Below are 18,879 nucleotides of genomic sequence, written 5' to 3' on the forward strand. Positions count from 1 at the left end.
GCACATTCCGGCCGTAAGAAGATTTATTCTATGCCAGTCTGTGCCAAAATAGCAGGTTTGGTGGGGAGCGTGTTGCCCCCCGGCAGGATAAGATCAACGGAGCCGTAGTCCAATGCAGGATCGCAATTTTGACGATATTGCGGAAAAGTTTGCGCGTAATATTTACGGCACCACGAAAGGCAAAATCCGCCAGGCGGTGGTTTGGCAGGATCTGAATACGCTGCTGGCGCAACTGCCGCAGCGTCCATTGCGTATACTTGATGCCGGCGGCGGCGAAGGCCATATGGCCTGCCAACTGGCGGAATTAGGACATCAGGTGTTGTTGTGCGATCTGTCTGGTGAGATGATCCAACGCGCCGCGCAGTTGGCGGAACAGAAAGGTGTGAGCCAGAACATGCAATTTGTACAAAGTTCGGCTCAGGAGATCGGTCAGCATTTGGAACAGCCGGTCGATCTGATATTGTTCCATGCAGTGCTTGAATGGATCGCAGAGCCGCAGGCGGCATTGCAGGCGCTGTATGACTGTCTGCGGCCCGGTGGCGCGCTGTCGCTGATGTTTTTCAACGCCAACGGCCTGTTGATGCGTAACGTGGTATTGGGTAATTTCCAATTGGTCAATCCCGAAGTGAGAAGGCGCCGCAAGCGTTCACTGTCGCCGCAGTACCCGCATAGTCCGCCGTTGGTCTATGGCTGGCTGGAGCAGCTGGGCATGCGTATCAGCGGTAAAACCGGCGTGCGCGTATTTCATGACTACCTGCAAAGCAGGCAGCTGCAGACACAAAAATTTGAAGAGTTATTGGCGCTTGAACAGCACTATTGTCGGCAGGAGCCGTACGTGAGTTTGGGGCGCTATATTCACGTCATGGCGCATAAACCAAACCTGAAGGACGAACTATGAGTGAATTTTCCCAGACTGTACCCGAACTGGTCGCCTGGGCACGGAAAAATGATTTCTCTATTTCGCTCCCTACGGAGCGTCTTGCGTTTCTGCTTGCGATCGCCACCTTAAACGGCGAGCGGCTGGACGGCGAGATGAGCGAAGGTGAGCTGGTTGATGCATTTCGCCATGTCAGCAAGGGTTTCGAACAGACGCATGAAACGGTGGCGATCCGCGCCAACAATGCGATTAACGACATGGTGCGCCAGCGCCTGTTGAACCGTTTTACCAGCGAACTGGCGGACGGCAATGCCATTTACCGCTTGACGCCGCTGGGCATCGGTATTACCGACTACTATATTCGTCAGCGTGAATTCTCAACGCTGCGCCTGTCGATGCAGCTGTCGATCGTCGCGCAGGAATTGAAACGCGCGGCGGATGCCGCCGAAGAGGGCGGTGATGATTTCCACTGGCATCGCAACGTCTTCGCCCCGCTGAAGTACTCGGTGGCGGAGATCTTCGACAGCATCGACATGACCCAGCGCGTGATGGACGAACAGCAGCAGGGGGTGAAAGAAGATATCGCCGCGCTGCTGAACCAGGACTGGCGCGCCGCGATCTCCAGCTGTGAGATGCTGCTGTCGGAAACCTCCGGTACGCTGCGTGAACTGCAGGATACGCTGGAAGCTGCCGGCGATAAGCTGCAGGCGAATTTGCTGCGCATCCAGGAAGCCACGCTGGGCGATGTCGAACTGGCCTTTGTCGACAAGCTGGTGTTTGACCTGCAAAGTAAGCTGGACCGCATTGTCAGCTGGGGCCAACAGGCGATCGACCTGTGGATCGGCTATGACCGCCACGTGCATAAATTCATTCGTACCGCGATCGACATGGATAAAAACCGTGTGTTCGCGCAGCGTCTGCGCCAGTCGGTGCAAAACTATTTCGACAACCCGTGGGCGCTGACCCACGCCAGCGCCGATCGCCTGCTGGATATGCGCGATGAAGAACTGGCGCTGCGCAGCGATGAGGTGACCGGGGAACTGCCGCCGGATCTGGAATATGAAGAGTTCAGCGAGATCCGCGAACAGCTGGCGGCGATGATCGAACAGGCGCTGAAGAAGTATCAGGAACAACAGTTGCCGCTTAATTTAGGGGCGGTAATGCGCGATTATCTGGCGCAATATCCGCGCGCCCGTCACTTTGACGTGGCGCGTTTAGTGGTCGACCAGGCGGTGCGCCTCGGTGTGGCCGAAGCTGATTTTTCAGGGTTGCCGGCCGAATGGCAGGCAATCAATGATTACGGAGCCAAGGTACAGGCCCATGTCATCGACAAATATTGAACATATCATGCCAGTGAAACTGGCGAAGGCATTGTCCAACCCGCTGTTTCCGGCGCTGGACAGCCAACTGCGCGCAGGGCGCCATATCGGCATTGACGAGCTGGACAACCATGCGTTTCTGATGGATTTTCAGGACGAGCTGGAAGAGTTCTACGCCCGTTACAGCGTCGAGCTGCTGCGCGCGCCGGAAGGCTTTTTCTACCTGCGTCCGCGTTCTACGACGCTGATCCCGCGTTCGGTGCTGTCCGAGCTGGATATGATGGTGGGTAAAATACTCTGTTACCTCTATCTGAGCCCGGAACGCCTGGCGCATGAGGGCATCTTCAGCCATCAGGAGCTGTACGACGAGCTGCTGAGCCTGGCGGATGAAAATAAACTGCTGAAGTTCGTTAACCAGCGCTCCACCGGCTCCGACCTTGACCGGCAGAAGCTGCACGAAAAGGTGCGCACCTCCTTGAACCGCCTGCGTCGTTTGGGCATGGTCTACTTTATGGGCGGCGACAGCAGTAAATTCCGCATCACCGAGGCGGTGTTCCGCTTCGGCGCAGACGTGCGCAGCGGCGACGATCCGCGCGAGGCGCAACTGCGCATGATCCGCGACGGCGAGGCCATGCCGATTGAGAACAGCCTGTTGTTGAATGATGAGCAGGAAGGCGAAGAGCAGACGGCAGATAGCACGCCGGACAGCGCAGAGGATGAACAGGAATGATTGAACGCGGTAAATTTCGCTCGCTAACGCTGGTTAACTGGAACGGTTTCTTTGCCCGCACCTTTGATTTGGATGAGCTGGTCACCACGCTGTCCGGCGGTAACGGGGCGGGGAAATCCACCACCATGGCGGCCTTCGTCACCGCGCTGATCCCCGATCTGACGCTGCTGCACTTCCGTAACACCACCGAAGCCGGCGCGACCAGCGGCTCGCGCGATAAGGGCCTGCACGGCAAACTGCGCGCCGGGGTGTGTTACTCGACGCTCGACGTGGTCAACTCGCGCCATCAGCGCGTGGTGGTCGGCGTGCGTCTGCAGCAGGTGGCCGGCCGCGATCGCAAGGTCGATATCAAGCCGTTCACCATCCAGGGGCTGCCGACCTCGGTGCAGCCGACGGAAATTCTGACGCAGACGGTGGGTGAGCGCCAGGCGCGCGTGTTGTCGCTGCCGGAGCTGAAAGAGCGGCTGGAAGAGATTGAAGGGGTGCAGTTCAAGCAGTTCAACTCCATCACCGACTATCACTCGCTGATGTTTGATCTGGGGATTATCCCGAAACGTCTGCGCTCCGCCGCTGACCGCAGCAAGTTCTACCGTCTGATTGAAGCCTCGCTGTACGGGGGGATTTCCAGCGCCATTACCCGCTCGCTGCGCGATTACCTGCTGCCGGAAAACAGCGGCGTGCGCAAGGCGTTCCAGGATATGGAAGCCGCGCTGCGGGAAAACCGCATGACGCTGGAGGCGATCCGCGTCACCCAGTCCGACCGCGATCTGTTTAAACACCTGATTTCCGAAGCCACGTCCTATGTGGCGGCGGACTACATGCGCCATGCCAACGAGCGCCGCATCCATCTGGACAGCACGCTGGTGCTGCGTAACGATCTGTTCGGCAGCCGGAAGCAGCTGGCGGCGGAGCAGTACCGCCACGTGGAAATGGCGCGTGAGCTGGCAGAACAGAGCGGCGCCGAATCCGATCTGGAAACCGATTATCAGGCGGCCAGCGATCACTTGAACCTGGTGCAGACCGCGATGCGTCAGCAGGAGAAGATCGAGCGCTACGAAGCCGATCTGGAAGAGCTGACCTACCGTCTGGAAGAACAGAATGAAGTGGTGGCCGAAGCCGGCGAACAGCAGGAAGAGTACAGCGCGCGCGCCGAGGCGGCCGAGCTGGAAGTGGATGAGCTGAAAAGCCAGCTGGCCGACTACCAGCAGGCGCTCGACGTGCAGCAGACCCGCGCCATTCAGTATCAACAGGCGCTGCAGGCGTTGGAACGTGCGCGTTCCCTGTGCCAGCTGCCGGATCTGAGCGCGGAAAATGCCGAGCAGTGGCTGGAAACCTTCCAGGCGCGCGAGCAGGAAGCCACCGAAGCGCTGCTGATGCTGGAACAGAAGCTGAGCGTGGCCGATGCCGCCCACGGCCGTTTTGAGCAGGCCTACCAACTGGTATGCAAAATCGCCGGTGAAGTCAGCCGCAGCGAAGCCTGGCAGACCGCGCGCGACGTGCTGCGCGACTGGCCGTCGCAGCAGCACCAGGCGGAGCGCGTGCAGCCGCTGCGCATGCGTCTGAGCGAGCTGGAGCAGCGTCTGCGCTCCCAGCAGGACGCCGAGCGTCTGCTGCAGGAGTTCTGCAAACGTCAGGGACAGGACTATCAAGCTGACGATCTGGACGCGCTGCAGCAGGAGCTGGAGGAGCGGCTGGAATCGCTGTCGCAAAACGTCAGCGTAGCCGGCGAGCGGCGGATGGAGATGCGCCAGGAACTGGAGCATCTCCAGCAGCGCATTCGCGAACTGACCGCCCGCGCGCCGGTGTGGCTGACGGCGCAGGACTCGCTCAGCCAACTGAGCGAACAAAGCGGCGAACCGCTGGAAAGCAGCCAGCAGGTTACTGAATATATGCAGCAGCTGCTGGAGCGCGAGCGTGAAACCACGGTTGAGCGTGACGAAGTGGCGGCCCGCAAACGCGAAGTTGACGCGCAGATCGAACGGCTGAGCCAGCCGAGCGGTGCGGAAGATCAGCGTCTGGTGACACTGGCCGAACGTTTTGGCGGCGTGCTGCTGTCGGAAATTTACGACGACGTCACCATCGACGATGCGCCTTACTTCTCCGCGCTGTATGGCCCGTCCCGCCACGCGATCGTGGTGCCGGATCTGTCGCTGGTGCGCGAAATGCTGGAAGGGCTGGAGGATTGCCCGGAAGATCTCTATCTGATCGAAGGGGACCCGCAGTCGTTCGATGACAGCGTTTTTGCAGTAGAAGAACAGGAAAAGGCGGTGGTGGTGAAAATCGCCGACCGCCAGTGGCGCTACTCTCGCTTCCCTGAGGTGCCGCTGTTTGGCCGCGCCGCGCGTGAAAAACGTCTGGAAGTGCTGCATGCCGAACGTGAAACGCTGGCGGAGCGCTACGCGACGCTGTCATTCGACGTACAGAAAATTCAGCGCTCTCATCAGGCATTCAGCCGCTTTATCGGCAGCCATCTGGGCGTTGCCTTTGATACCGACCCGGAAGCGGAAATCCGTACGCTGAACGCGCGCCGCACGGAGATCGAACGTGCGCTGAACAACCATGAAGCGCAGAACCAGCAGCAGCGCCAGCAGTACGATCAGGCGAAAGAGGGCCTCTCGGCGCTGCACCGCCTGACGCCGCTGGTTTCACTGCTGAATGACGACACCCTGCAGGACCGGGTGGAGGAGATTCAGGACGAGCTGGACGAAGCACAGGAGGCCGCGCGCTACCTGCAGCAGCATGGCGTTGCCCTGAATAAACTGGAGCCGATGGTGTCGGTGCTGCAAAACGACCCTGAGCAGCATGAACAGCTGCAGCAGGACTATCAGCAGGCGCAGAATACCCAGCGCCAGGCGAAGCAGCAGGCCTTTGCGTTGATCGAGGTGGTGCAGCGCCGCGCACACTTTAGCTATACCGACTCGGCCGGTATGCAGAACGCCAATAACGATCTTAACGACAAACTGCGCCGTCGTCTGGAGCAGGCGGAAGCGGAGCGCAGCAGCGCCCGTGAGCAGCTGCGTCAGTATCAGAGCCAGTTTACACAGTACAGCCAGGTATTGGCCTCGCTGAAAAGCTCTTATGAAGCCAAACGCGATATGCTCAAAGAGCTGAGCCAGGAGCTGGTGGATATCGGCGTCCAGGCCGATGCCAACGCCGAGGCGCGCGCGCGTCAGCGTCGCGACGAGCTGCATGCGGCGCTGAGCAACAACCGCGCGCGTCGCAATCAGCTGGAGAAGCAGCTGACCTTCTGCGAAGCGGAAATGGACAGCCTGCAGAAAAAGCTGCGCAAGCTGGAGCGCGACTACCATCAGCTGCGTGAGCAAGTGGTGACCGCCAAGGCGGGCTGGTGCGCGGTGATGCGCATGGTGAAAGATAACGGCGTTGAACGCCGCCTGCACCGCCGCGAGCTGGCCTATATGGACGGCGACGAGCTGCGTTCGATGTCGGATAAGGCATTGGGTGCGCTGCGTCTGGCGGTGGCGGATAACGAACATCTGCGCGACGTGCTGCGCCTGTCGGAAGATCCGAAGCGGCCGGAACGCAAGATTCAGTTCTATATCGCGGTGTATCAGCACCTGCGCGAGCGCATCCGCCAGGATATTATCCGCACCGACGATCCGATCGAGGCCATCGAACAGATGGAGATCGAGCTGAGCCGTCTGACCGAAGAGCTGACCAGCCGTGAGCAGAAGCTGGCCATCAGTTCCAAGAGCGTGGCGAATATCATCCGCAAAACCATTCAGCGTGAGCAGAACCGCATCCGCATGCTGAACCAGGGGCTGCAGGCCGTTTCCTTCGGTCAGGTGAAGAGCGTGCGTCTGAACGTCAACGTGCGTGAAGCGCATGCGACGCTGCTGGATGTGCTGTCCGAACAGCAGGAGCAGCATCAGGATCTGTTCAACAGCAACCGCCTGAGCTTCTCCGAAGCGCTGGCCAAGCTGTATCAGCGCCTGAACCCGCAGATCGATATGGGCCAGCGTACGCCGCAGACTATCGGCGAGGAGCTGCTGGATTACCGTAATTACCTGGAGCTGGAAGTCGAAGTATTCCGTGGCTCCGACGGCTGGCTGCGTGCGGAAAGCGGCGCATTGTCCACCGGTGAGGCGATCGGTACCGGTATGTCGATCTTGGTGATGGTGGTGCAGAGCTGGGAAGAAGAGTCCCGTCGCCTGCGCGGCAAGGATATTTCTCCGTGTCGTCTGCTGTTCCTCGATGAAGCGGCGCGTCTGGATGCCAAATCCATCGCCACCCTGTTTGAGCTGTGCGACCGTCTGGAAATGCAGCTGATCATCGCGGCGCCGGAGAATATCAGCCCGGAAAAAGGCACCACCTATAAACTGGTGCGTAAGGTGTTCCAGAATCAGGAGCATGTGCACGTGGTGGGGCTGCGCGGCTTTGCCAATGAGCCGCCGGCGCTGGGGGCCAGCCCGGCAGAGACGCCGCAGGTTTAAAACCCTCCTAAAAATCTGAAAATAGCCGCCCCAGGGTGGCTATTTTTTATTGGCTATGGATGATAGGGCGGTTTCTTGCGCTGGCGTACCGGGCGCGGGTTCATCCGGCGGACGCATTTGGCGGCCGGGTGCAACTCCATTTATTTTCGGTATATACTTAAATTAATCAGTAATTTTTGTCGTATTTTTTGTGAGCAGAGAGGGGGCAAGGGATGTTGCTTAAAGAAAGTAACAAGGTTCGACGTTTGGCGCTGAGCTGCGCTATCGCATGTGGTCTTGCCGCGTCGTTACCTGTATGGGCAGCTACGCCCGGATTGTCCGCCGGCTCTTCAGCGACAACGGTGGCGCAAAGCCGCGCCGAGATGATGTCGGCGCTGCCGCAGGGCGTTACGCCGCGCTACCTTGCCACGCTGGCCCCGCTGTACGCGGCCAACCACATGCAGCCGATGTGGCGGGATCGTGAAACGGTGCAGCAGTTCCAGCAGCAGCTGGCCGAGCTGGCTATTTCCGGAATTCAGCCGCAGTTTAATCAATGGGTGAAACAGCTGACCGACCCGGCAATCAGCGACATGGGGCGCGACATCGTGCTGTCGGATGCGATGCTGGGCTACCTGCAGTTTGTCTCCTCCATCGGCGCTAACGGCAATAATTGGCTATACAGCAATATCCCTTATAAATTGGCGACGCCGCCGGCCACCGTGATTAACCAGTGGCAGCTTGCGGTGCGTCAGAGTAAAACGCTGCCCTATATTGAATCGCTGGCGCCGCAGCATCCGCAATACGCAAAAATGCATCAGGCGCTGCGCGACCTGCTGACCGATAGCCGCCCTTGGCCGCGCCTGGCCAACGGCCCGACGCTGCGTCCGGGACAGAGCAGTAGCGATATTCCCGCGCTGCGTGAGATTCTGCAGCGCACCGGCATGTTGTCCGCCAGCGATGCCGGCATACAGCAGAGTCAGGAGCCGGCGATGGTGAATAGCAACGCGCCGGTGGTGGATGACGATCAGTCGGTCGATGAAGAAAAGCTGCGTGAGAACCGTGCCGCGGTGGTCAGCCCATCGTCGGCGTCGGTGACCCCGGAGGACGGCGGCATGCTGCAGTCCGCCGCGAGCGGCGCTAGCCTGTACAGCGACGATCTGGTTGAAGGCGTCAAGCGCTTCCAAAAATGGCAGGGGCTGAGTGCCGACGGCCTGATCGGCGTGCGCACGCGCGAGTGGCTGAACGTGTCGCCGCAAACCCGCGCCGCGTTGCTGGCGCTGAATATTCAGCGCTTGCGCATTCTGCCGGGGCGGGTGAATAACGGTATTATGGTGAATATTCCCAACTATTCGCTGGTTTATTACCGCGACGGTAATGAAGTGCTGTCATCTCGGGTGATTGTCGGCCGCCCAAGCCGTAAAACGCCGTTGATGAGCAGCGCGCTGAATAACGTGGTGGTTAATCCGCCGTGGAACGTGCCGACGACGCTGGTGCGTGAAGATATTGTGCCGAAGGCGATGCGCGATATTAATTATTTCCAGAAGCACGGCTATACGTTATTGTCCGGCTGGAGCAATGATGCGCAGGTGATTGATCCGTCAACGATTGACTGGAGTTCTATCTCCGCCCGCAATTTCCCGTATCGTATCCGTCAGGCGCCGGGCGCGACTAACTCGCTGGGGCGTTTTAAATTTAATATGCCGAGTTCGGATGCTATTTATCTGCATGATACGCCGAACCACAGCCTGTTCAAAAAAGATATTCGTGCGCTCAGTTCCGGTTGCGTACGGGTAAATAAAGCGTCCGTCTTAGCCAATATGCTGCTGCAGGATGCCGGTTGGAATGACAGCCGCGTTTCCTCCACCCTGAAGCAGGGTAATACCACGTTCGTTAATGTACGCGGGCGTATTCCGGTTAAATTGTATTATTTAACGGCGTGGGTTGCCGATGATGGACAGCCACAATTCCGTACAGATATTTACAATTACGATAATACCGTGCGATCGGGCGCACAAATTTTGGCCCGGGCGGAGAAATTGCTGTAATAAATGCAGCATTTTTAAATAAATAACGGTCAGACTATTTGGACCAGACGCAGGCGCTCGATTTCAGAGCGCCTGTAAGCCGCGCCGCATCATGGGTTGACTCAGGCGGCGCTGGCGGTTAAGGTTCAGGCAGTGCGCTTTTTTGTGCATATTTTTTTGATATTCTTGCCGGGTCTGATAGAAACATGGACAAAATTGATCTTCACCGCCGTAAATGGCTGGCGTTGGGTGGCGCCGCGATGGGCATGGCTTTACTTCCGGGTCAAGCATTTGCCAGCCTTTCTACTTCTCGTCCTCGTATTCTTGTAGTAAATAATCTGCATACAGGCGAATCACTGAAAGCCGAATTCTTTGACGGTAAAAATTATAATAAAGAAGAATTGGTGCGTTTAAATCACTTGTTCCGCGATTTTCGCGCGAATAAAGTGAAATCGATCGATCCGCAGCTGTTTGATCATCTTTATCGCTTGCAGGGGATGCTGGGCACCACCAAGCCGGTGCAGCTGATTTCCGGCTACCGCTCGCTGGGAACGAACAACGATCTGCGCGCACGCAGCCGCGGCGTTGCCAAACACAGCTATCATACCAAAGGCCAGGCGATGGACTTCCATATCGAAGGCATTCAGCTGAGCAATATCCGCAAGGCGGCGTTGAAAATGCGCGCCGGCGGCGTAGGCTATTATCCGCGTAGCAATTTTGTTCACATCGATACCGGGCCGGTGCGTACCTGGTAATCGCTGTGCCTCTGGGTTAAGAGAGCGCCGGCCGCAAGGTCCGGCGCCGTTGTCGTTGGAGCGTTATGAAATACCAAATTATTCCCGTCACGGCGTTTAGCCAAAATTGTACGCTGATCTGGTGTGAGCAGAGTGGGCAGGCCGCGCTGGTGGATCCCGGCGGCGAGGCGGAAAAGCTGAAGGCGGCGGTGCAGGATGCGGGCGTGCAGCTGACGAAAATTTTGCTGACGCACGGGCATCTCGACCACGTCGGCGCGGCGGCGGAGCTGGCGGAACACTATCAGGTGCCGATTATCGGGCCGGACAAAGAGGATGCGTTCTGGCTCGACGGCCTGCCGGCGCAAAGCCGGATGTTCGGGCTGGAAGAGTGTGCGCCGTTAACCCCGACCCATTGGCTGGCCGAAGGCGACAGCGTGCAGGTGGGCGAGATGACGCTGAACGTGCTGCACTGTCCGGGACATACGCCGGGACACATTGTGTTTATCAACGATACAGCGCGTCTGGCGCTGGTTGGCGACGTGCTGTTCAACGGCGGGGTGGGGCGCAGTGATTTCCCGCGCGGCGATCATCAGGCGCTGATTGCCTCCATCCGCAACAAACTCCTGCCGCTGGGCGATGATATGGACTTTATTCCGGGGCATGGGCCGATGTCGACCTTTGGCCATGAACGGCAGACCAACCCGTTTTTGCGTGAGCAGCCTGAGGCGTGGTAAACAGCCGTATTTCCCGGCGGAAATAACAGCAAAAGGGGCGCAGAGCGCCCCTTTGTTACATCTGATGGGTGTAGCTTACAGCACGGCGACGATGGCTTCGCACAGCGGCGCCATGTTATCCGGCGTCATGCCTGCGACGTTAACGCGGCCGGAGTTGACCGCGTAAACGCCAAACTCTTCGCGCAGACGCAGCACCTGCTCTTTGGTCAGGCCGCTGAACGAGAACATGCCGTTCTGGTTGATAATAAAGCTGAAGTCCTGCTGTGCGCCCTTTTCCTGCAGGGTATTTACAAACAGCTGACGCATGCGGTGGATGCGCTGACGCATATCGGCCAGCTCTTGCTCCCAGATCGCACGCAGCGCATCGTTGCTCAGGATGGTGGCAACGACGGCCGCACCGTGTGACGGCGGGTTGGAGTAGTTGGCGCGGATCGCCGCTTTAACCTGGCTGAAGGCGCGGTCTGCGGTTTCGGCATCGGCCGCCACTACGGTGCAGGCGCCGACGCGCTCGTTGTACAGGCCGAAGTTTTTCGAGTAGGAGCTGGCGACGATCAGTTCCTGATGCTTGGCGGCAAAAATACGCAGACCCTGCGCATCTTCTTCCAGGCCTTTGGCGAAGCCCTGGTAGGCGAAATCGAACAGCGGCAGCCAGCCTTTGCTGACCGACAGCTCAGCCAGCTGGCTCCACTGCTCCGGCGTCGGGTCGATGCCGGTCGGGTTGTGGCAGCAGCCATGGAATACGATAACATCGCCGGCCTGCGCCTGTTGCAGGCTGCTCAGCAACCCGTCGAAGTCCAGCGCGTGGTTGGCGGCGTCATAGTAGTTATATTCCACCACTTCCAGACCGGCGGCGGCGAAGACGTTTTTATGGTTCGGCCAGCTTGGGTTGCTGACCCAAACGCGCTTGGCGTCGGTCTGGTTGGCAATAAAGTCGGCGGCTACGCGCAGGGCACCGGTACCACCAGGCGTTTGCGCGGTGCGCGCACGCTTGTCGGTAATGATAGGGCTGTTTTTGCCGAACAGCAGCTCTTGGGTGCAGCTGGCAAACGCAGGGATCCCCTCAATGCCGAGGTAGTTTTTGGTGGTCTCATTTTCCAGCAGGTATTGCTCCGCTTTTTTCACACTGGTCAGCACCGGCGTTTTGCCGGTTTCGTCTTTGTAGACGCCGATACCCAGGTTGATTTTGTTCGGACGGGCGTCCGCGCGGAAAATGTCGGTCAGACCCAGAATCGGATCGGCAGGTGCTGCAGCGATTTTTTCAAACATGTCAGATGGTTCCATAGCTTAGCGTTAAGCGGATAGAGGCATCAGGGTAGCGCCAGTTGTGCGCTTTGCCAACCGTTTGCGAGAAAAACACATCGAACTTGTGAGGAAGGCAGATTCAGCACAAAAAATGACGGTAAAGGGGCGGCAGGCAGCATAAAAAGCTGTCGATGGCGGAAAAACAAAAACAGGGCCGAAGCCCTGTTTTTCAAATGTGCCGGCGGTTGATGACCGGCAGATGAAGCAACAATTAGAACTGGTAAACCAGACCAACGGCAACGATGTCGTCGGTGTTCAGGCCCAGCGGGTTGTTGTCGTTCAGCTGGTTGATTTTGTAATCAACGTAGGTGGACATGTTTTTGTTGAAGTAGTAAGTCGCACCGACATCAACGTATTTGATCAGGTCAGCATCGCCGATGCCTTCGATGTCCTTGCCTTTAGACTGTACGTAGGCGATGGACGGACGCAGGCCGAAGTCGAATTGGTACTGAGCAACCAGTTCGAAGTTTTGCGCTTTGTTAGCGAAGCCGGTGGTGCCGTAGTTGAGGCTGCCGACTTTATCGTTTTTGATGTAGGTGGCGTTACGGGTTTCACCGTACATCGCCGCCAGGTAGACGTTGTTGGCGTCGTATTTCACCGCAGCTGCCCACTGCTCAGCGCGGCCTTCGCCACGGGCGTAACCTGCGTTGGTCTGACGGTCGGTACGGTCAGAAGATGCGTATGCGGCGGAGAAGCCTACGCCAACCGGCAGTTCATAAGTGGTGGAGATACCCCAGCCGTCGCCGTTAGAACGTTTGATGTCTTCACGGTCGTTTTTGCCCTGGTACTGCAGGCCGAAGTTCAGGCCGTCAACCAGACCAAAGAAGTCGTTGTTGCGGTAGGTCAGCAGACCGGTAGAACGGCCAACCATAAAGTTGTCGCTGCCGGCAGAGTCGCCGCCGAATTCAGGCAGCATATCGGTCCAACCCATTGGGTCGTAAACGATGCCGTAGTTACGGCCGTAGTCCAGAGAGCCGTACTCGGCGAATTTCAGACCGGCGAAGCCCAGACGGGTTTTGTTGCCGTTTTGCGCGTCGTCGCCGCCTTCGCTGTTGTTGGCTTGGATGTTGTATTCCCACTGGCCGTAACCGGTCAGTTGGTCATTGATCTGGGTTTCACCTTTGAAGCCGAAGCGGACATAAGACTGGTCGCCATCATCGCTTTTGCTATCGGAGAAGTAGTGCAGGCCGTCAACTTTACCGTACAGATCCAGCTTGTTGCCGTCTTTATTATAGATTTCCGCTGCGTTTGCTGCACCAGCAGCCAGCAGCGCAGGAATTACCACTGCAAGAATGTTGCGCTTCATCATTATTACCCTCATTGGTGTTATTCGGACACCTTTGCCACTGCCGCCAATAATTCTTTAGGGAACTATTGTTGATAGATTGGTGTCGTCCTGTGTCTGAACGCAGTGTTCCATTCAGCGCAGGGTTAATCTAGGGTTAAGATGCTACTAATGTCGTAAAAACGTTTCACAAAGAAAATATGTGTAACTAAATATTAATGAAACGGAACTTTGTGAGCTTCGTCAAGAATAAAAAATGCGAAAGGCCAGCAGAGCTGGCCTTTGTTTTGTAACAAAATGGTAGTGAATTTGTTTAGCGTTGCTAATTAAAAGCTTGCGTTACGCGGAGTGCGTGGGAACGGGATTACATCACGCACGTTTTGTACACCGGTCACATAGGCGATTAAACGCTCAAATCCGAGGCCAAAGCCGGAGTGCGGCACGGTGCCGTAACGACGCAGGTCGCGGTACCACCAGTAGTCTTCTTTATTCAGCCCCATTTCCGCCAGGCGCTGATCCAGCACGTCGAGACGCTCTTCACGCTGAGAACCGCCGATGATCTCGCCGATGCCCGGCGCCAGCACGTCCATAGCGGCAACGGTTTTGCCGTCGTCGTTCATGCGCATATAGAACGCCTTGATGTCTTTCGGATAGTTCTTGACGACGACCGGCGCCTTGAAGTGTTTCTCCGCCAGATAACGCTCATGCTCAGAAGACAGATCGATACCCCAGGACACCGGGTTCTCGAAGGTCTGACCGGAAGCCAGCAGGATATCGATGGCGTCGGTGTAGTCCACCTGGGCAAAGTCGGAAGAGACAAAGCGTTTCAGACGTTCAACGGCGTCTTTATCAACGCGCTCGGCAAAGAACTGCATATCGTCGGCGCGCTCATCCAGCACCGCCTGGAACACATATTTCAGCATGCTTTCGGCCAGCGCCGCGGAATCATCCAGCGTCGCGAAGGCGACTTCCGGCTCAATCATCCAGAACTCCGCCAGGTGGCGGCTGGTGTTGGAGTTTTCCGCCCGGAATGTCGGGCCGAAGGTGTAAACTTTTGATAACGCACAGGCGTAAGTTTCACCGTTCAACTGGCCGGAAACGGTCAGGAACGCTTCCTTGCCGAAGAAGTCTTCGCTGAAGTCGACCGCGCCTTTATCGTCGCGCGGCAGGTTTTCCAGATCCAGCGTGGACACGCGGAACATTTCGCCGGCGCCTTCGGTATCGGACGCGGTGATCAGCGGGGTGGAAACCCAGAAGTAGCCGTTTTCATGGAAGAAGCGGTGGATCGCCTGCGCCAGCGTATGACGCACGCGCGCCACGGCGCCGATCAGGTTGGTGCGCGGACGCAGGTGCGCCACTTCACGCAGGTATTCGATGCTGTGACGCTTGGCGGCCATCGGATAGGTATCCGGATCGTCGACCCAGCCGACCACGTTGATTTCAGTCGCCTGCAGCTCAAAGCTCTGGCCTTCGCCAGGTGAGGCGACGACTTTGCCGGTCACTTCAACCGAGCAGCCGGTGGTCAGATGCAGCACTTCATCCTGATAATTCGGCAGAGAATTATTAACGACGGCCTGTAACGGATTAAAGCAGGAGCCGTCATAAACGGCGAGGAAGGAGATACCAGCTTTAGAATCTCTTCGGGTACGCACCCAGCCGCGCACGGTGACTTCACTGTCAACCGCAGCACGCCCTTGCAGCACGTCGCATACAGGCACTACGCTCATAAATTTCTCTCTTAAATTGATTTGATAAAGAAATAGCTTACAACCCAAGACAATGGGGGTCTTGCTATGTTACTTGCCGCGGTGCAGAGCACAAGCAGAAATCACCAGATTGGCGCAACATTTCTGTCTTGTCGCGGCGAGTAGGGGCGGGAAGGGTAATAAAGAAGAGAAAAGCCGGCTGAAAACTCACCCGGCTTGCCGACGGTCAGCTGGCTTTTTTCACCAGCGGCAGGTCAAACGCCTTGCGCAATGCTTTGACAAACGCCTGGTCCTGGCAGATGGTTTTTCCCGGACTGTCGGAGAGTTTCGCCACCGGTTTGCCTTTGCACTCCACCAGTTTGATCACAATATTCAGCGGCTTGACGCCGGGGATATCGCAGGTCAGGCGCGTGCCGATGCCGAAGACCAGATTAATGCGGCGATCGAAACGGCGGTACAGCGCCAGCGCTTTCTCCAGATCGAGGTTATCGGAGAACACCAGCGTCTTGCTCATCGGGTCGATGCCCAGCGTCTGATAATGGGCGATGGCTTTTTCGCCCCATTCGAACGGGTCGCCGGAATCATGACGCAGCCCCTGATAGCGTTCGGCGAACTGCAGGCCGAAATCACGCAGGAAGGCGTCCATGGTAATGCAGTCGGTCAGGGCGATGCCGAGCTGATCCGGGTACTCATCCAGCCAGGCCTGCAGGGCGGCGCGCTGACTGTTGGCCAGCACCGGGCTGATCTGCTGGTGCGCCTGGAACCATTCATGCGCCTGGGTGCCGACCGGCGTCAGCCCCAGCTGGTGGGCCAGATCGTAGTTGCTGGTGCCGACCAGATAAGGGAACTCCTGCTGCAGCGTGCTGACGATCGCCTGTTGCACCGGCTGTGAGAAGCGGCGGCGGGTGCCGAAGTCCATCAGCTTAAAGCGCGAGATATCGATATCCTGCGTCAGCTGGCGGAACTGCGTCAGTTTGTTGCGCAGCTGCGCGACCGCCATCGCGGGCGTGACCTCCGGCGTGCGGTGGCGGTGCACCACTTCGCTGATCACCGCCAGCAGCGGCACTTCCCACATGATCACTTCACGCCACGGCCCGGCGATGCGGATCCGCAGCCTGCCATCCTGATTGTCGATGGCGACCTGCTGCGGGTTGTAACGGAAATCGCGCAGCCAGTTAAGGTAATCCTGCCGGAAGAAAGGCAGCCCGGAGAGATACTGGTATTCAGCCTCGGTCAGCGCCAACTGTCCCATCAGCGCGACCTGCGCGCGGATTTCGTCGGCGTACTCGCCCAGCAGCTCGTCGCCGCGGCAGCGGAACTCCGCCGCGACGTCGATCGCGGGATAGCGATGGAACACTGCCTGCTGCATATGGAGCTTGTAAGCGTCGGTATCCAGCAGTGATGTCAAAATCGGGGAAGCGTATTGAGTCATAGCGCGTTACAGCATCCTCGTCAGGGCGCGTCTCCAAAATCCGGTTAATCATAAAAAGATGGGGGAGTATACCCGGATTATCCTGTTATTGAAGCGCCATCACACCATAAATCGGGGGAACGGGTCGAGGATTAAACGTGCGCTTATGCGCCGCCGCGGCGCGGCGCTGAAATGAAAAGGCGGATAAACCAAGAAAAGTGAATCACTTAGTCTAATTAGCGATAAAAATTATAAGGTTAATTATTTTAAACAGCGCTTTTAGCGGCAGCTTGAACCGTCGTTGATCGCCACCCGATCCTTGCCGTTTTTCTTGCAGAAGTAGAGCGCCTCATCGGCCAGTTTTATCGCGGTTTGCAGCTGACGCGGGGACGCCACCGCGGCGATGCCGCAGCTGATGGTATAACGCACCGGCTGCCCGTCGGGAACCGGCAGCCGCAGCCGCTGGACCTTGTGACGCAGTTTCTCCAGCGCCATTCTGGCGTCCGGCAGCGCGCAGTGGTGCAGCAGGATGGCGAACTCCTCGCCGCCGTAACGGCAGAAGATGTCCTCGGCGCGGAAGGCGTGGCGCAGCAGATCGGCAAAGGCCACCAGGGCCAGGTCGCCGATATTGTGGCCGTAGGTGTCGTTAAGCGCCTTGAAGTTATCGATATCGATCAGGCAGAAGGCCAGCGGGTAGCTGGCGTCCGGCAGCTGTTCGGCGTCACGGAAGAAGCGGCGACGGTTGTAAATGTTGGTGAGCGGGTCGAGATAGGAGGACGCCTCCAGCTCGGTAATCAGCGCATGCTTCTCCTGCTCCAGCCGCACCTTTTCCAAATGATACTGTTTGAGCTGATTGATGGCGTCGGTGATGGCAATCAGCTCCTGGCTGTAAAACACCTCCGGCGCATCGATCGCCATATCGCCGTGCGAAAGGCGCTGAATATTGCTTTGCGTTTTGGTCAGCCAACGGCTGATGTTGGAACAGAAAATCAGGGTCGGCATCAGCAGAAACAGGGCGAGCAGCCAGGCAAAGGCAAACAGGCCGTTAATCGCCGTCTGGCTCTGGTACATTTGCTTGCGGCATTTGGCGATCTCCAGCTCAAAGCTGCGCTGGAAAAGCTGCTGCGACAGCCGGTCCATCTCTTTGACATAGGCGTAAATGCGTGCGGCGTCGAACGCTTTGCCATGGACCATCGAATCGTACAGCTCGCCGGCCAGGCCGTCGGTTTGCTGCGGGGAAAGCTTTTCCAGCAGTTGGTTGATAATACGGCTGATTTGCGGGTCGCTATAAACCATTTCCATAAACAGCAGGCGTGAACTCAGCACGTTCAGCACGCCGGTCAACTGGATGGTTTTGAGATAGGACTCTTTGTCATTCTGTCCGTTGAGCGTGATATCCACCAGCTGATCGATAATCTCGGTGAGGGTGATATTAAGCTGATTATTCAGGCGGATTGACTCGAGGAATAAAAAGGCGTCGGCATTCAGAATACGGCTTTCGTAGGTGTAACTGTAATAATCCATGCTGGACTGGGTGATGTAATACGCGCTGTTGATATTGAATAAATTACGGATGGCATTATTCATCGGCGCCAGTTGCTGGGTATCGTTATCCAGCATTTTCTCCAGCAGGTTAAGCATGGAGCGGATGTCGATTTTTTGCTGGGTGGTTAAGTGTTGCAGGGCACCCGAGTTGACGTAGCGGCGTATCTGCCGGATGTTGTTACGCGTTTCCCGTTCGCTTTCCTGCCAGAGCGCAGGCTTCAGCTCCGGATTGACCAGGCTCAGGCGCTTTACCGTATGCAGCCGCAGGGTATTTTGCAACACCGAAGATACCTCTTCCGAGTGCAGGGTTTTATTCAGGTTCCAGGCGCTGTCGTTATATTGCTTTTTGGCTTCCGCCCACTCATCGCAAATTGCAATAGTGAACGAGGCGGTTAATAAAAAGGTAAAAAAATAAATAAGGTATTTAACTTTCATAACAACCGCGCGTCCTCATGCCTGGAGCCGGAATGATACCACCGCCGTGGCGCGTATGTTTCACCATCTTAATGATCGACGTCAGGAAATAATACAAATAAATAGTCAGCCGGCGAGGTGGACACAATGATGGCCTGCAGGCTGGCGGGTTTGTCTGGATAAATGGCTGCGCATGGTTATTTTATTGGCATATCGTGCTGTTTTTTCCTTTTCGTGCTCTGTGGTCGCTGAATAATGGCTGGCAGAGGATGATCCGCTGCGCATTTCTCTGCTGCGGATGCGGTGGTCTCTGGGTTTTTTCCGTGGCTGTGATACAGTTTATTTACAATCCGGGTCGCGGTGGCGCC

At 57.3% G+C, this 18,879-nt stretch carries 11 protein-coding genes and 1 pseudogene; 7 read left to right on the top strand and 5 right to left on the bottom strand.

All coding sequences use genetic code 11. The features are described 5' to 3' along the window. Window positions 1–112: 112 nt before the first annotated feature. The 7 genes and pseudogenes from cmoM to I6G83_RS15190 all read left to right on the top strand — a co-directional run bounded on the left by cmoM (window position 113) and on the right by I6G83_RS15190 (window position 10,848). Window positions 113–898: a tRNA uridine 5-oxyacetic acid(34) methyltransferase CmoM gene (cmoM, locus tag I6G83_RS15160; protein WP_054306339.1), complete on the top strand. Its 786-nt coding sequence runs from the start codon at window positions 113–115 to the stop codon at window positions 896–898. Then, complete coding sequence (gene mukF, locus I6G83_RS15165) at window positions 895–2,217, top strand: chromosome partition protein MukF (RefSeq protein WP_054306338.1); 1,323 nt, start codon at window positions 895–897, stop codon at window positions 2,215–2,217. The genes cmoM and mukF overlap by 4 nt, the downstream gene beginning before the upstream one ends. Beyond that, window positions 2,198–2,926 (top strand): chromosome partition protein MukE, encoded by a 729-nt coding sequence (gene mukE / locus I6G83_RS15170; RefSeq protein ID WP_015671773.1) that lies wholly within the window; start codon window positions 2,198–2,200, stop codon window positions 2,924–2,926. The genes mukF and mukE overlap by 20 nt, the downstream gene beginning before the upstream one ends. After that, on the top strand, window positions 2,923–7,377 hold the full coding sequence (gene mukB, locus I6G83_RS15175; RefSeq protein ID WP_054306337.1) for a chromosome partition protein MukB: 4,455 nt from the start codon (window positions 2,923–2,925) through the stop codon (window positions 7,375–7,377). Before mukE ends, mukB begins: the two co-directional genes overlap by 4 nt. Window positions 7,378–7,715: 338 nt before the next feature. Next, a pseudogene (ldtD, locus tag I6G83_RS15180) lies at window positions 7,716–9,401 on the top strand (L,D-transpeptidase); the annotation flags it as partial. A gap of 185 nt (window positions 9,402–9,586) precedes the next feature. After that, window positions 9,587–10,135 (top strand): YcbK family protein, encoded by a 549-nt coding sequence (locus I6G83_RS15185; RefSeq protein ID WP_054306335.1) that lies wholly within the window; start codon window positions 9,587–9,589, stop codon window positions 10,133–10,135. A gap of 65 nt (window positions 10,136–10,200) precedes the next feature. Next, window positions 10,201–10,848, top strand: coding sequence for an MBL fold metallo-hydrolase (locus I6G83_RS15190; protein ID WP_054306334.1), 648 nt, complete (start codon window positions 10,201–10,203; stop codon window positions 10,846–10,848). Between the two features lie 75 nt (window positions 10,849–10,923). On the opposite strand, the gene I6G83_RS15195 is transcribed toward I6G83_RS15190, so the two are convergent. From I6G83_RS15195 to I6G83_RS15215, 5 genes are all read right to left on the bottom strand, one after another. Further along, entirely contained in the window at window positions 10,924–12,114 is a 1,191-nt protein-coding gene (locus I6G83_RS15195; RefSeq protein WP_054306333.1) for an amino acid aminotransferase, read from the bottom strand. A 247-nt stretch (window positions 12,115–12,361) separates the two neighbouring features. Further along, complete coding sequence (gene ompF, locus I6G83_RS15200) at window positions 12,362–13,459, bottom strand: porin OmpF (protein WP_062778994.1); 1,098 nt, start codon at window positions 13,457–13,459, stop codon at window positions 12,362–12,364. Window positions 13,460–13,761: 302 nt separating this feature from the next. Continuing rightward, on the bottom strand, window positions 13,762–15,162 hold the full coding sequence (gene asnS, locus I6G83_RS15205; protein WP_054305486.1) for an asparagine--tRNA ligase: 1,401 nt from the start codon (window positions 15,160–15,162) through the stop codon (window positions 13,762–13,764). Between the two features lie 205 nt (window positions 15,163–15,367). Beyond that, window positions 15,368–16,573, bottom strand: a complete 1,206-nt coding sequence (gene pncB, locus I6G83_RS15210) for a nicotinate phosphoribosyltransferase (protein WP_054305487.1) — start codon at window positions 16,571–16,573, stop codon at window positions 15,368–15,370. Window positions 16,574–16,831: 258 nt separating this feature from the next. Next, window positions 16,832–18,532, bottom strand: a complete 1,701-nt coding sequence (locus tag I6G83_RS15215) for a GGDEF domain-containing protein (RefSeq protein ID WP_054305488.1) — start codon at window positions 18,530–18,532, stop codon at window positions 16,832–16,834. Window positions 18,533–18,879 lie beyond the last annotated feature (347 nt).

Source organism: Serratia rubidaea (assembly GCF_016026735.1).
GTDB lineage: Bacteria > Pseudomonadota > Gammaproteobacteria > Enterobacterales > Enterobacteriaceae > Serratia_B > Serratia_B rubidaea.

Coding starts and splice junctions, on each gene's coding strand:
- cmoM (WP_054306339.1), top strand. CDS start 113: ATGCAGGATCGCAATTTTGACGATATTGCGGAAAAGTTTGCGCGTAAT.
- mukF (WP_054306338.1), top strand. CDS start 895: ATGAGTGAATTTTCCCAGACTGTACCCGAACTGGTCGCCTGGGCACGG.
- mukE (WP_015671773.1), top strand. CDS start 2,198: ATGTCATCGACAAATATTGAACATATCATGCCAGTGAAACTGGCGAAG.
- mukB (WP_054306337.1), top strand. CDS start 2,923: ATGATTGAACGCGGTAAATTTCGCTCGCTAACGCTGGTTAACTGGAAC.
- I6G83_RS15185 (WP_054306335.1), top strand. CDS start 9,587: ATGGACAAAATTGATCTTCACCGCCGTAAATGGCTGGCGTTGGGTGGC.
- I6G83_RS15190 (WP_054306334.1), top strand. CDS start 10,201: ATGAAATACCAAATTATTCCCGTCACGGCGTTTAGCCAAAATTGTACG.
- I6G83_RS15195 (WP_054306333.1), bottom strand. CDS start 12,114: ATGTTTGAAAAAATCGCTGCAGCACCTGCCGATCCGATTCTGGGTCTG.
- ompF (WP_062778994.1), bottom strand. CDS start 13,459: ATGATGAAGCGCAACATTCTTGCAGTGGTAATTCCTGCGCTGCTGGCT.
- asnS (WP_054305486.1), bottom strand. CDS start 15,162: ATGAGCGTAGTGCCTGTATGCGACGTGCTGCAAGGGCGTGCTGCGGTT.
- pncB (WP_054305487.1), bottom strand. CDS start 16,573: ATGACTCAATACGCTTCCCCGATTTTGACATCACTGCTGGATACCGAC.
- I6G83_RS15215 (WP_054305488.1), bottom strand. CDS start 18,532: ATGAAAGTTAAATACCTTATTTATTTTTTTACCTTTTTATTAACCGCC.